Here is a 13,703-nt window from a genome sequence, read left to right on the forward strand (position 1 = left end):
ATGAGCGACGATCAGCGGCCCGGCGAACTACCCGGCCTGGATCTCGAACGACTCGCGGTGTGGCTGGCCGACACTCGGCCGGGCCTGGTGGCCGGTCCGCTGCGCGGCCGGTTGATCGCGGGCGGGAAGTCCAATCTCACCTATGAGATCAGCGACGGCGAGTCGGCGTGGATCCTGCGGCGTCCGCCGCTGGGGCACGTGCTCGCCACCGCGCACGACATGGCCCGCGAGTACCGGGTGATCACCGCGCTCGCGGACAACGGCGTGCCGGTGCCCGCCACCTACGCGCTGTGTCAGGACGACGACATCGTCGGTGCGCCTTTCTATGTCATGGAACGGATCGTCGGCACGCCCTACCGGACCGCGGCCGAACTGGTGCCGCTCGGCGCCGACCGGACCCGGGTCATCGCCACCGGCCTCATCGACACGCTGGCCGCGCTGCACACCGTCGACCCGGGCGCGGTCGGGCTGGCGGACTTCGGGCGGCCGGACGGATTCCTGGAGCGGCAGGTGCGGCGCTGGAAGAAGCAGCTCGACGCCTCCTACAGCCGGGACCTGCCCGCCGCCGTCGAACTGCACGATCTGCTGGCGAAGAACCTGCCCGCGCAATCGGCAACGGGCATCGTGCACGGCGACTACCGGCTCGACAATGTGCTCGTCGACGCCGAGGACCGGGTCGCGGCCGTGATCGACTGGGAGATGGCCACACTCGGCGATCCGCTCACCGATATCGGCCTGCTGCTGGTCTATCAGCGGATGAGCGATACCGCCATGGCCGGGGTCAGCGATGTCGCGCTCGCACCCGGCTATCCGGCCGAATCCGAAGTGCTGGAACGATATTCGATGCGCACCGGGCGCGATGTGTCCGAGATCGGGTTCTATATCGCGCTGGCGTCGTTCAAGCTCGCTGTGATCAGCGAGGGCATCCATTTCCGACACATTCACGGCCAGACCGTGGGACCCGGGTTCGAGCACATGGGCGAGGGCGTCGAGCCGCTGCTGTCCGCTGGATTGTCGGCGCTGCGCACGCCATAGGTGCGAAATCCACAGCGCTGCCGGCTATTTCCTACTTCGCGTCCGCGTAGCACTCCACTGTCGCGGTTGTGAAGGGGAACCGGACCGGGGTCGGGCCGAACGCCAGCTCTCCGGCGGTGTCCGCCGCGGCCGTGATCGCCTCGGCGACCGCGGCCGCCTCCTCCTCGGGGCAGTGCACGATGACCTCGTCGTGCTGGAAGAAGACCAGCTCGGCGCGCAGTCCCGCCGTGTGCATCGCGTGCCGCAGGCCCGCCAGCACCAGCAGGGTCCAGTCGGCGGCGCTGCCCTGCACGACGAAGTTCCGGGTGAAGCGACCGCGAGCCCGGGCCCTCGGGGTGGAGCCGTATCCGGCGGCAGCCCCATCGTCGGAGTCGGCCTGGTCGAATGACGTCGCGGGCGGGCAGGTGCGGCCGAACCAGGTGCGCACCAGGCGGCCCTCCTCCCCGGCGGCCGCCGCGTCGTCGACATAGGCCACGGCGTCCGGATAGCGGCGGCGCAGCTCGGCCATGTGGGTGCGTGCGTCGCCCGAGGTCTGGCCGTAGATCGCGCCCAGCATGGCGACCTTGGCCTGGGCGCGGTCACCGCCGAACGCGCGGGCCGCCAGGTCGGCATAGAGATCCTCACCCCGGCCCGCCACCTCCATCAACCCGGGATCGCGGGAGATGGCGGCGAGCACGCGGGGCTCCATCTGATCGGCGTCGGCGACCACCAGCCGCCAGCCCGGATCGGCGCGGATCGCGCGGCGCACCACCTTCGGGATCTGGAGCGCGCCACCGCCATTGGTGGTCCAGCGGCCGGTCACCGTGCCACCCGGCAGGTACTCGGGACGGAAGCGGCCGTCGTGTACCCACTGGTCGATCCAGGACCAGCCGTGCGCGGTGTACAGGCGGTAGAGCGACTTGTAGGCCAGCAGCGGCGCGACCGCCGGGTGGTCGATCTCCCGGAGTTCCCATTTTCTGGTGGAGGACAACGAGATTCCCGCCCGCCCGAAGGCTCGGATGATGTCCTGCGGCAGGTCCGGGCGGACCCGCACCCCGCCGAAGGCCCGCGACACCTCCTCGGCCAGCTCCGCCATGCGCCGTGGTTCCGCGGTACCGGAAATGCGTTCTCCGAGCATGGAATCGAGCAGTTCGCGGTGCAGGTCGGCGCGCCAGGGGATCCCGGCCCGCGACATCTCCGCGGCCACCAGCAGGCCCGCAGACTCGGCGGTGAGCAGCAGGTGCATGCGGTACGGGTATTCCGCCGCGGCCGTGCGGGCGACCTGTCCCGCGTACACCTCCAGCAGTGCGGTGAACTCGTCGGTCCCGGATGGCAGTGGCACCGGGCCGGATTCGAACAGGGTCGGCTGGGTGTCGGCGGCCCGCGCGGGCGCGTCCTCCGGAACGGGGAGCCGATGCAGCCTGGCCCAGGCCGCCGCCAGCGAACGGGCCTGCCCGGACTGGCCCTCCTCGTGTCCGATCAACAGCGACTCCGCCGCCTCCACGTCGTAGCAGCGATCCACCCGCACACCCGCCTCGAGCAGCCGCCGATAGGTTCCGGCGGTCGAGCGCCACACCCATCGCTCTGCCTCCGGACGCGAGCGCACGGCCTCGGCCGGCGAGGACTCCTCGACCACCGGACCCGCGGGCCGACCGGCCCGATCCAGCGGGCACACCCGTGCCCCGCCGTCACCCGTCTCCGCCAGCGCCCATCGCATATCGATGAGTCTGGCAGTGGGCACAGACAAGTCAGTGAGCACAGACAAGTCGGTGGGCACAGACAAGAAGTCGGCACCGGCATGCTGTGTCGTGCGACCGTGGCTAGCATCGACGCGGTGCATGTCGACTTGATGCTGGATTCGTTGGATGGACTGTCCGTGGGGGACGCGGTCGGTGCCGAGTTCCTCGTGCTGCGCCGGCCCCTGGCCGACCTGCAGACCGGTGATCTCCCGACGGGCCGCTGGGAATGGACCGACGACACCGAGATGGCCTGCACGGTGGCGGGGGAACTGCTCGAACACGGTGCGATCGACCAGGATCGGCTGGTGGCCGCCTTCGCCGAACGCATCGACCAGCGCCGCGACTACGGGTTCATGACCGTGGACACGCTGGGGCGCATCCGCCGGGGCGTGCCCTGGCGGCAGGTGACCGCGGCGGCCTTCGGCGGGCAGGGCTCGTGCGGGAACGGAGCGGCCATGCGCGTCGCGCCGCTGGGCGCGTTCTACGCGAGCGACCCGGATCGGGCCGCCGCCGAGGCGCTCCGATCGGCGCAGGTGACGCACGCGCATCGCGAAGGCATCATCGGCGCGGTCGCAGTGGCGCTCGCGGCTGCCACGGCGGCACAGGCCCGGCTCGCCGGAACCCGGCCCGCGCCAACGGAATTCCTCGCCACCGTCCTGGACCGGCTCGACGACGGTGAGACCACCCGCCTGATCCGCCGGGCCTCCGCGCTGCTCGGGGCTCCGGCCGGGCAGGTCGCCGCGGAGATCGGCAATGGCACCAGCGTGACGGCGCAGGACACCGTGCCCTTCGCGATGTGGGCCGCGGCGACCTACCTGGACGACTATCGGGCCGCGATCGCCACCTGCCTCTCGGTCGGCGGCGACACCGACACCACGAGCGCGATCGTCGGCGGAATCGTCGCGGCCCACACCGGAACCCGGCCCGGCGGCTTGCCCGGCGCGTGGCTGTCCGCGCGAGAACCGTTGCCCGGCTGGCTGGACCGCGTGCGCGCCCAGCAGCATGGCAGGCAAGCGGCGGGCCGCTTCCGGCGCTGGTTCCCCGGCGGCCGGTGAGGCGATTCGGCATGAGGCACTGCTCGTTCTTGTCGGCGAAATTGGAGTAGGACGCGCCGTTGGACGGTCCGACACTGGTGCAGGTCTCCGGATGGACGTGGCCCCACTCTTGCTCGGCGAACAGGCCGGAGCGGAGTCCAGCAGGGTGACCGGCCTGTGGTTGGGGTGGTCGGGACGCGGGGTGGGATGGATCGGCAACCGGGCTGCGCCGCAGGGGAATCGGTCGAGTGCCCGGTCGTGCGGACCTACCGGCATACTGTCTGCATGCGGCGACAGCGGACGGGGCGATACCGGTCGCGCCTGCTCCGAGCGGGGATGCTGTGCGCGGTACTGGTGCATCTCTTCGTCACGGGGTGCGCTCGGGACACTGCCGAGACCGCGGTGGTGGTGCCCGAGCGGAACGCTCCCGCCAGTGGGGAGTATCTGCTGGAGTCCAGCGACAAGTACTACGCGGATCTGCAGGCCACACTGCCGGCGGTGAGCGATCCGCGAGTGCGGGCGAATCTCGAGCGGCTGATCCGGACGCCGGTCGCGGAGTGGCTGCCGCACGATCTGGATGTGACGGCGGGAACGATTCGGCAGGACATCGCGCGGGGGCAGGCGAGTGATTCCATACCGATGTTCGTCGCCTACAACATTCCGGGGCGCGACCTGCACGGCGAATCCGGTGGGGGACAGGCCGGGGCGGACTCGTACAGGCAGTGGATCGCCGGTGTCAGCGACGCGATCGGAACGAATCCGGCGATCGTGATCCTCGAACCGGACGCGCTGGCCCACGCCACGGAGATGAACGACGCCGATCGCGCGGCCCGATTGTCACTGCTCGGATTCGCGTATGCCGAACTGCTCCAGCACAATCCGGCCACCGCGGTGTACCTCGATGTCGGCAACAGCACCTGGGTGGATCCCGGCCGGGTGGCGGATCTGCTGCGCGCCATCAGTCCCGGACAGCCCGTCGCCGGAATTTCGCTCAATGTGGCCAACCGGCGGCCGGAGGCCGAGATCCGGTCCTACGCGACGCGAATCGAGCAGGCCTACGGTCATCGGCTGTTCGTCATGATCGACAGCTCGGTCAATGGCGCGCCGAACACCGCCGACCTGGTCGAGTGGTGTAATCCGCAGGGGCAGCGGGTCGGAACGCTGCCGAGTACCCGCTTCGACCGGGATCTGATGATCGCGCACGCGTTCATCAAGACGCCGGGGCAATCCGACGGCCGTTGCGGTACCAGCGGGGCCGCGGCGGGCGAATTCGACCGGCAGCTGCTGCTCGATCAGCTGTCCTAGCGATCTTCAGCCCAGGTGCACCCATTTCGCGATGCTGGGCACGCCGGCGGAGTTCACCGCGAAGAGCATGTAGAAGCCGGACGGGGCAATGGCCGGGTTGTCCGGAATGCTCACGGAGACACCGGAATCCGTGCGGGTCATCGGCAGGTCGACCACCCGCTCATTGGTGTCGGTGACATGCGTGATCGCCGCCGGGGCGAGCAGCCGCACGAACTTGATGTCGGCCGCGGCCGGGACCTCGGCCTGGTTGCTGCCGACGGTGTATTCGAAGGTCGCGCCGCGCCGGATCTGGTCGGGCCCGCCGGTGACCACCGGTCGCGCGACCGCCCCGCCGTCCGGCCTGTACAGGTATGGGGGCGTGTAGATTTCGATGCGGCGCTCGAACTTGCCGGGCAGCGTGTTCGCCTTGTCGGCGAACAGCGGATTGGAGCCGTCGGTCATGATCTGGCCCGACGGCAGCAGCACCGCCGTGGAGTGGTAGTCGCGGCCCACGGTCGGATCGGCCATCGGATGCAGGACGCCCTGCTGATCGAGCAGAAAGGCGGCCAGGATGTCGCTGGCCCCGCGGCCGCGATAGTCGTTGGCGCCATTGGTGATGAACACATCCCCGCTGGGCAGCGGCACCAGATTCGGGTAGCGGGTGCCCTGGGGCAGCACCGCCAGCGGCGTGAACCTGGGCTGCGCGTCGTTCAGGTCGACGATGTCGATGCGGCCGGTGGACAGCGCCGAATCGCCCACGCCGCCACCGCCGACCACGAGCAGCCGTTGCCGCTGCACCGGGCCCAGCCAGGTCGAGGAGCCGGTCTCGAGCATGTTCGGGTCACGCAGGCCGGGCACGAGCTGGAACGAATTGTCGGTCAGGTTCCAGATTCCCGGATCGCGGTGCTCCTCGGCGGGACCCCAGCCGGTACTGGGGCCGCTGAAGAACAGGCGGCCGGGGGTGGCGGTCTGGAAGACCGCCGGATAGGTGGGGAAGATGCGGCGCAGGTCGTCGCGCTCGGTCCAGGTTCCGGTCGCGGGATCGTAGATCTCGGTCTGCCCGTCCAGGATTCGGCCCGAGCCGTCCAGCCCGGACATGACCATCACCGTGCCGTCGGGTAGCCGGGTCAGGGTCGGATACCAGCGCGCGTAACCCATACTGCCGACAGCGGTGTAGGTCTCGGTCCACGGGTTGAAGACGTACGCCGCGTCGATGCCCTGGTATTCCTTCTTCTTCAGGGCCATCTCGGGAGCGAAGCCGTACAGGTTCTGCTGCTGGGCGTAGGTCAGGCCGCCGATGATGTAGTGGTCGTTGTGATCCCAGACGCCGTCCGTGCCCGGCGCGTCGGCGGCGACGTAGACATTGCGGTCGGTCGCGGAGACCTTGTAGGTGACCGGATCCTTGGCGGCGGGCGGTATGGTGATGTCGCGATCGGAGCGGTAGACCTTGCCGCTGTCCTTGCCCGTGAAAGTCGTTCCCTTGGGGACGAATCCCGGATGGTCGGGATCCTCGTTGCGGATCGTCAGGTATCCGCCCGCATGCGTGAGGTTCTCGGGCAGCACCTCGTAGCTGCCCGTGCCGCCCGCGATCAGCACCGTGCCGTCGGCGAGGTAGGCGTGATCGGAGCAGAACAGATCGGTGGGGGTGGGGATGCGCTTGGCGGTGCGGGTCTCCGGGTCGAAGATCAGCGAGTTGTAGACGCCCTTGTCGGAATTGTGGTGGTCGTTGCCGCTGCCGGCGATGAGCAGCACCTTGCCGGTCGGCAGCACGATCGAGTGAATGATATTGGCGTCGACATCCTTCGGCAGCGTGACGACCTCCCACTTGCCGAACTGCGCCTTGTAGGTATCGGAGTTGATCAGCCGATTGTGCTGGAAACGGTGGTAGAGCGCCGCCACCGTGGCGGTGGTGGCGATGGCGAGGGTGCCGACCACCACGGCGGTGACCACCCAGCGGACGAACCGGGTCGGTGTCTTCTTCAGCACGCCCGCTCCTCCTCCGCGATCTCGACGACCTCGAATTCGGTGGTGTCAGCGGGTCTCCGGCCTGCGGACCAGGCCATCCAGAGCGGATTCAGCCGCCAGACCAGCATGGGTGCGGCCGAGATCAGCGCGCCGAACAGTGGCCACATCATGGTGGCGGGGGCCGCGTAGCCGCGCACGGTGGTGAGGGCCGCCACGGTGACATAGAAGGCGAGCCACATCAGATTGAGCCGGAAGGTGAACCAGCTGTCGCCGCGCGACTTCGAACCCTTCGGGGTGACGTCGAAGCCGACCGGACGCCGAAGCAGGCACTTGATCAGCGAATTGGCGTACACGGGCGCGGTGATGACGCTCATGAACATGCCGTAGACGCCCCAGGAATTGGTCGTCTCGTAGGGACTCACATTGTGCCGCCGGACCCAGGTGTAGAGCGTCATCTGGCTCACCGACGCCCAGCCGTAGAACAGGAACCAGCTGCCCGGCGACACCACCGCGCCGCTCACCCCGAACCAGCTGAAGGTCGCCACATTGGCCGCGCCCAGTAGCCACACCGTTCCCATGACCGGGTAGAAGGCCATGAGCAGCAGGTAGTGCACCACGCGTGCGGGGGTGCGCCACATGCCCAGCATCTGGAGGGCGAACGGACCGAACAGCATGTGCTCGATGGCGCCGCGCGCCCAGCGGTTCTGCTGCTTGTAGAAGTCGCCCCAGGACGCCGGGCCCTCGCCGTGCGCCAGCAGGTCCGGGGTGTACACGCCCTTCCAGCTGTGGCCGGTGGCCGGATTGCGTTGCGGCAGAATGGCGAAACTCGTCGCCATATCCTCGGTGATGGACGGCTGGATGCCGCCGATATCGGTGAGGACGCTCATCCGGAGGGCGTAGCTGGTGCCCACCAGCATGGGTGCGCCGTGCGCATTGGCGGCGGTTTGAATGAGGCTGTGGAAAACGAATTGCTGGCTCTCGGCCAGTTTCGCCACGACATTGTCGGTGGCATTGGCATACGCCTGTGGGCCCGCCACGTACGCCACGTCCGGGTCATTGAAATAACCCAGCATTCTTTCCCCGAATTCGGGCATGGGTTTGTGGTCGGGATCGATGCCCATGACCACGTCGTAGCGGGGGAGACCGGGGTCCGCGCGGATCATGTCGAGACCGGCATTGATATTGCCGAATTTGGTGCGGGTCTCGAACGGGCCCTTCTTCTGGTGGTATTCGGGCTTGCCGCCGCGGGTCACATAGCGCACCCGATTGCCGTGGCGGCGATCCACCTCGGCCACCAGCTCGCGCACCCGGCCCGGCTGGCCCGGATCGCCCTCGTCCAGCACGTAGATGTCGAAGACGCCGGGATGCCGATGCCGGATCTCCTTGGCCGCCACCAGGGTTCGTTCCAGGACGGCGATATCCTCGCTCCTGGGGACGAAGGTGATGAGCAGGGCGACGTTCAGGCCCGGGCGGGCGCGGATCGGCACCGGTTTGCGGGCCAGCGCGGTGGTCAGCGACATGGCCATCACGAGGGCGAAGCGAATCACCTCGACGGTGACCACCAGGGTCACCATGATGATGGCGATCGTCCCGAACTGCTCGTACTTCTCGGTCGCGCCGAGACCGTTGTCGACCAGCCATAGTACGTACCCACCGCCCAGTCCGGTCGATACCAGCGATAGCGCCACGGTCAGCAGCCGTCGCCGGCTGCCCTCCAGATATCGGAACGACACGGCATCGCCGACACCGTCGAGGATCTCCCCGGTGACGGTGGCCTTGGCGACCCGGGCGTCCGCCAAATCCTGTGCAGTGTACGATTTTTCGGTGATGTGCTCGGTCGGGTGTCGGCGTGGGCCGTACGCGCCCGAAAAAACCACGGACAGCAACGTATTCCCCCAGGTGAAGCGGGCTCCGTACGAACTCTCGTTCAACGCCGAACGCTCACGCCAGAGATTAGCAGAGCGTAAACCGGTACGCTGATCGATTCGTTTGGGCCACAAAAGGTTTCAGGTCAATTGAACGCTTGGTCTGCACGATCGGCCCCATTGCCTGCCTCGTGCGCTGGGATATTCGGTGTCGCCGGGTGTTCTGTTTCACTACCATCCCCGGTCCGGGTGAGTGCGGACCGGTCGGAACGCGATGGTGCCGCCGAGTGGCCGCGCCGGTCGAATACGCTCGGCGTTCGTGACCACATCGAAGATCGTTCTCATCACCGGTGCCGGGACCGGGTTGGGCCGCACCATGACCCATGCGCTGACCGCGGCCGGACATCAGGTCGTGGCGGTCGGGCGCACGGCGGCCACCCTGGACGAGGTCGTCGCCTCGGCACCCGGGCCGGGCGGCGTGACGGCCGTGCCGGCCGATGTCACCGATCCGGCGGCGGTGGACGCGGTGTTCGCGCACATCGTGCAGCGGTGGGGGCGGCTGGATGTGCTGATCAACAATGCCGGGATCTTCGGGCCCACGCTGCCGATCGACGAGGTGCCGGTGGCGGACTGGAAACAGGTCGTCGACATCAACCTCACCGGGTCGTTCCTGTGCGCGCAGGCCGCATTCCGGCTCATGCGGGCGCAGACGCCGCAGGGCGGGCGGATCATCAACAACGGGTCGATCTCCGCGCATACGCCGCGGCCGAACACTGTCGCCTACGCGGCCAGCAAACACGGCATCACCGGGCTCACCAAGGCGCTGGCGCTGGAGGGGCGCGCGCACAATATCGCCGCGGGACAGATCGATATCGGCAATGCCGCAACCGAACTCACGGCCGGGATCGCGGCGGGGTCGCTGCAGGCGGACGGGAGCATCCGCCCGGAGCCGACGATCGACGCCGCGCACGTGGCCCGGCTGGTGGTCCAGACCGTCGAGCTGCCGCTCGAGGTGAACGTGCCGTTCCTGACCGTGATGGCGACGGGCATGCCCTACATCGGGCGCGGCTGATCGCCGGCGACGCGTGGTATCACAAGGCGTGCAACAGCATTCGGAGACCTGTCCGTGCGGCGCGGCCGCGCCGTGCGCACCCACCTGGTACGAGGCGCTCGCGCGGGAGCAGAGCGATCCGGCGATGTACGCCTGGCACACCCCGCTGGTGCTGGCATATCTGCTGCAGCATCCGAACGAATCGGTCGCGCGCGAGCAGTATCTCGACAGCCAGTTCCGGATCTTGCAGCTGTACCTGGATCGGGGACTGGCCGCGCTGAACCGGTTCGGGCAGACGCAACGCAGGCGAAATGCCGTGCAGGGCATGGGTTTCGTGTATGACACCGAGGCCCTCGCGGCCTATCGGCCACTGCCCGGGCAGATCCCGGACCGCTTCCCGCGGTCGGTGCACGACCTGCGCGACGCGGACGGCGGATTCGTCGGCGACGGGCACGAGTCCTACGGCGCCCGCATGGCCGAACTGGCGCGCGCCACCGTGGACGCGTACCTGAACGGCCCTGCCGCGTAGCCGGATTCACCGGCTCAGGCTGGTCTCCTGCGTCATGCGCGAGAGCTTCTCCGGGTTGCGCACCGAGTAGAACCCGGTGATGAGACCGTTGTCGATACGGATCGCCAGGACGGTGTCCACCTCGTCGTCGACCCGGAAGACCAGCGCCGGGTGGCCATTGACCATGGCCGGCTCGATCTCCATGCCCGCGGCGACGGTCTTCCAGCCCACGCTGAACAGCCGCGCCACGTGATCCGCGCCCGTAATCGGCCGCGGCAGCGCCTGTTTGATCCCGCCGCCGTCACCCAGTGCGACCACGTCGGGGGCCAGCAGATCGAGCAGCCCCTGCAGGTCGCCCGTATTGAGCGCGCGTTGGAAGGCTTCGAGCACATCGCGGGTCTCGGCCGCGGACACCGTTTCGCGCGGACGCCGCGACGCGACATGGGAGCGGGCGCGATGGGCGATCTGGCGCACCGCTGCCGAGGTCTTGTCGACGGCCTCCGCGATCTCGTCGTAGGGCAGGTCGAACACCTCGCGCAGCACGAACACCGCCCGTTCGGTCGGTGTGAGCGTCTCGAGCACCAGCAGCATGGCCATCGAAACGCTCTCGGCCAGTTCGACATCCTCGGCCACATCCGGCGCGGTCAGCAGCGGTTCCGGCAGCCACTGGCCGACATAGGACTCCTTGCGGCGGCCCAGCGTGCGCAGTCGCACCAGCGCCTGGCGCGTCGTGATCCGCACCAGATAGGCGCGCTGATCCAGCACGGTATCCAGGTCGACGCCGGTCCAGCGCAGCCAGGTCTCCTGCAGCACGTCCTCGGCGTCGGCCGCCGAGCCGAGCATCTCGTAGGCAACGGTGAACAGCAGATTCCGATGGGCGACGAACGCCTCGGTCGCGGCCGTGGTCCCGGTCATGGGTGGCTCCTGTCCTCACTCTCGACCCGTGTCGGTCCACAAGACACCGGGCGCGGGCGATCTGTGACACCGCGACCCTAATTGATCTTGGATTGCCCGGGGAGCGGTCCCGGAACGTGTCACTCGGGTTCGGCGGAGGCTTCGATGGCGTGCTTCATCTCGGCGATGCCGTACTGCGTGCGAATCCGTACCGCGGGGGCGGCGGAATCAGGGAGGAGATCGGTGGTCCAGATCAGGCGCGCGTGGTCGGCGTCGGCGCGGACTTCGAAACAGGCGTGGTGGTAGTCCAGCCGGGGGCGGGCGCCCTCGGCCACGGAGTAGGCCAGACGACGGGTGTCGTCGTCGACGCTGATGATGAGTTCCCGGATGACGTGACCGTCGGGAAAGGTGAGGAACCGGTGGACGCCTTCGATCCGGGTGCCGGCCACCCGCCCGGGGAGCAGGCGTTCGTGGACGGCGCCGATATCGCGGATCACCTCCCAAACATGGTGCGGCGAGGCGTTGATCGCGATCTCGTGGCGGATGGAAGCCATGGTCGGGTGGGTTCCTTTCGGCTACTGCAGGAACGATTCCGCCGCGGCGGCGAACGCGCGGACGCGGGCGGTGTCGCGGCCCGCGGGCCACATCAGGCCCCATGTCACCGTCGGCGCGTCCCGTAGCGGCACGTAGGTGACATCGGGGCGTGCGTGATAGCGCAGGGCGTGGGCGCCGAGGGCCAGCACGCCCTGTCCGGTTCCGGCCAGCGTCAACGCTTCCTGCATCGTGGTCGCGACCGGGCCGGATTGTGTTGCAGCCGTGTGGATTACCGCCCCGGCGAGCCGGATGACCGTGACCCGGTCGAGTTCGCTGACCGGTACCGAGGTCCGGCCGGCCCACGGGTGGGACGCGGCGACGGCGAGGACGCAGGCCTCGCTGACCAGCACCGGTCCCCGGTCGAGGTCCGGTGCTGCCTCGTCCGGAAATGCGCACAGTGCCAGATCGATGTCCCCGGCGCGCAGCCGGTCCGGGATCTCGGCGGGCTGCGCCTCTCGAATCCGCACCTCGCAGTCGGGAATTCGGCGCTGGAACTCGGCGGTGGCGCCGACCAGCAACTGGGCGGCGGCCGGGCCGACGAAGCCGACCCGGAGCACGCCGGTCACGCCGCGCCCGGCGTCGATGGCGTGCCGCACCGCGGCGGCGACGTCCTCCCACGCCGGACGCAGCTCCCGCACCAGTTGCCTTCCCACCGGCGTGAGTTCGACACGTCGGCTGGTCCGGTCGAACAGCGGCACGCCGACGCGGCGCTCCAGCTTGCTCACGGTCTGACTCACACGGGCGGTCGAGACGCGCAGCCGCTCGGCCGTCCGGCCGAAATGCAGTTCCTCGGCCAGGGCCAGCAGGGTCTCCACCTCGTACCGCTCGATCACCGGCCATCCCATCGTTAAGTCCTGCCTGACGATCCTTATCGAAAGCGGCATTGTTCGCCAATTGCGCCGGCAGCAGAGTGAAGCCAACAGATCGACCGACCCGGGAGCAACAAAATGAGCACCACGCACCAGGCCCTGTCCGCGCCCTCGACCGATATCGCCGCGGTCGTCGCGGAACTGCGCGACCGCGCCGAAATCACCGACGCCCTCTATCGTTTCGGGCTGGGACAGGACACCAAGGATCGTGACCTGTTCGCGTCGGCCTTCACCGCCGACGCCGAACTCGACTTCCGCCCGGCCGCCGCGCGCTGGGGCGGCGCACCGCCGGTGATGGCCGGCCGCGACGCCATCGTCACCACCATCCTGGCCATGTTCACCGGGCGGGTGAACACCACCCACCAGGTCACCAACCCCCGCATCACCATCGACGGCGACACCGCCCGGATGACCGCCCTGGTCGAAGCCCAGCACCTGCTGGTCGCCGACCCCAGTGTCCACGCCCTGCTGAAGAACCCCTACGACCTCGAACTCCAGCGCGAGGGCGACCGCTGGCTCATCCGCCGCATGCGCATCGACAACACCTGGTACACGGGGGATCCCACAGCCATCTTCGGAGGGTGACAGTCGCCGCTCCGAGGGAGTGGCGCGCGATCGAACCGGTGTACTCGAACAAACGTTCTACTCGAGGTATCGTTCCGGGCCATGCCGGAACTCTCACGACGCGACTGGGCGACGATGAACCTCAAAGAGGTGCAGCGGCAATTGCTGAAGGCGGCGTCGTTCGGGAAGGTGTTGTCGCCGGAGCAGTTGGAGAATGCTGCGGGGAAGATCGGGGAGGGGTTGCGGATCTTTCTCGAGGAAATGGATCGGCCCAGGTAGCGGGGATGCGTTCGAGGACGCCACCGGCCGAGACGTCGTACCG

13 protein-coding genes are annotated in these 13,703 nt (G+C 68.6%); 7 read left to right on the plus strand and 6 right to left on the minus strand.

Annotated features, from left to right (window positions below; translation table 11 throughout):
- A complete protein-coding gene (locus ACQP1O_RS14030) occupies positions 1 to 1,035 on the plus strand; it encodes a phosphotransferase family protein (protein WP_433566236.1) in 1,035 nt (344 codons plus the stop codon).
- Positions 1,036 to 1,066: 31 nt separating this feature from the next.
- Here the strand turns inward: ACQP1O_RS14030 and ACQP1O_RS14035 are convergent, their stop codons facing one another.
- Positions 1,067 to 2,731 (minus strand): bifunctional 3'-5' exonuclease/DNA polymerase, encoded by a 1,665-nt coding sequence (locus tag ACQP1O_RS14035; protein ID WP_433566237.1) that lies wholly within the window; start codon positions 2,729 to 2,731, stop codon positions 1,067 to 1,069.
- Between the two features lie 99 nt (positions 2,732 to 2,830).
- On the opposite strand from ACQP1O_RS14035, the gene ACQP1O_RS14040 reads away from it, so the two are divergent.
- Both ACQP1O_RS14040 and ACQP1O_RS14045 read left to right on the plus strand, forming a co-directional pair.
- The gene (locus tag ACQP1O_RS14040; RefSeq protein WP_433566238.1) at positions 2,831 to 3,808 is read left to right on the plus strand and encodes an ADP-ribosylglycohydrolase family protein; all 978 of its coding nucleotides are present in this window, start codon (positions 2,831 to 2,833) and stop codon (positions 3,806 to 3,808) included.
- 264 nt (positions 3,809 to 4,072) lie between these two features.
- Entirely contained in the window at positions 4,073 to 5,092 is a 1,020-nt protein-coding gene (locus ACQP1O_RS14045; RefSeq protein ID WP_433566239.1) for a glycoside hydrolase family 6 protein, read from the plus strand.
- Between the two features lie 6 nt (positions 5,093 to 5,098).
- Here ACQP1O_RS14045 and ACQP1O_RS14050 read toward each other — a convergent pair whose 3' ends face one another.
- Both ACQP1O_RS14050 and ACQP1O_RS14055 read right to left on the minus strand, forming a co-directional pair.
- Positions 5,099 to 7,057, minus strand: coding sequence for a galactose oxidase-like domain-containing protein (locus ACQP1O_RS14050; RefSeq protein WP_433566240.1), 1,959 nt, complete (start codon positions 7,055 to 7,057; stop codon positions 5,099 to 5,101).
- Complete coding sequence (locus ACQP1O_RS14055; RefSeq protein ID WP_433566241.1) at positions 7,051 to 8,835, minus strand: glycosyltransferase family 2 protein; 1,785 nt, start codon at positions 8,833 to 8,835, stop codon at positions 7,051 to 7,053. Before ACQP1O_RS14055 ends, ACQP1O_RS14050 begins: the two co-directional genes overlap by 7 nt.
- Positions 8,836 to 9,175: 340 nt before the next feature.
- On the opposite strand from ACQP1O_RS14055, the gene ACQP1O_RS14060 reads away from it, so the two are divergent.
- Together ACQP1O_RS14060 and ACQP1O_RS14065 are read left to right on the plus strand one after the other, a co-directional pair.
- Entirely contained in the window at positions 9,176 to 9,973 is a 798-nt protein-coding gene (locus ACQP1O_RS14060; RefSeq protein ID WP_433566242.1) for an SDR family oxidoreductase, read from the plus strand.
- A 28-nt stretch (positions 9,974 to 10,001) separates the two neighbouring features.
- Entirely contained in the window at positions 10,002 to 10,481 is a 480-nt protein-coding gene (locus ACQP1O_RS14065; RefSeq protein WP_433566243.1) for a DUF5946 family protein, read from the plus strand.
- A gap of 6 nt (positions 10,482 to 10,487) precedes the next feature.
- On the opposite strand, the gene ACQP1O_RS14070 is transcribed toward ACQP1O_RS14065, so the two are convergent.
- From ACQP1O_RS14070 to ACQP1O_RS14080, 3 genes are all read right to left on the minus strand, one after another.
- Entirely contained in the window at positions 10,488 to 11,375 is an 888-nt protein-coding gene (locus ACQP1O_RS14070) for an RNA polymerase sigma-70 factor (RefSeq protein ID WP_433566244.1), read from the minus strand.
- Between the two features lie 119 nt (positions 11,376 to 11,494).
- Complete coding sequence (locus tag ACQP1O_RS14075) at positions 11,495 to 11,908, minus strand: SRPBCC family protein (protein WP_433566245.1); 414 nt, start codon at positions 11,906 to 11,908, stop codon at positions 11,495 to 11,497.
- Positions 11,909 to 11,929: 21 nt separating this feature from the next.
- A complete protein-coding gene (locus ACQP1O_RS14080) occupies positions 11,930 to 12,793 on the minus strand; it encodes a LysR family transcriptional regulator (RefSeq protein ID WP_433566246.1) in 864 nt (287 codons plus the stop codon).
- A 102-nt stretch (positions 12,794 to 12,895) separates the two neighbouring features.
- Between ACQP1O_RS14080 and ACQP1O_RS14085 the strand changes: the two genes are divergently transcribed.
- Positions 12,896 to 13,402, plus strand: a complete 507-nt coding sequence (locus ACQP1O_RS14085; RefSeq protein ID WP_433566247.1) for a nuclear transport factor 2 family protein — start codon at positions 12,896 to 12,898, stop codon at positions 13,400 to 13,402.
- A gap of 81 nt (positions 13,403 to 13,483) precedes the next feature.
- Entirely contained in the window at positions 13,484 to 13,660 is a 177-nt protein-coding gene (locus ACQP1O_RS14090; protein ID WP_354840266.1) for a DUF6374 family protein, read from the plus strand.
- The last annotated feature ends 43 nt before the right edge of the window (positions 13,661 to 13,703 follow it).

This window comes from Nocardia sp. CA-151230 (assembly GCF_050942175.1).
Lineage (GTDB): Bacteria > Actinomycetota > Actinomycetes > Mycobacteriales > Mycobacteriaceae > Nocardia.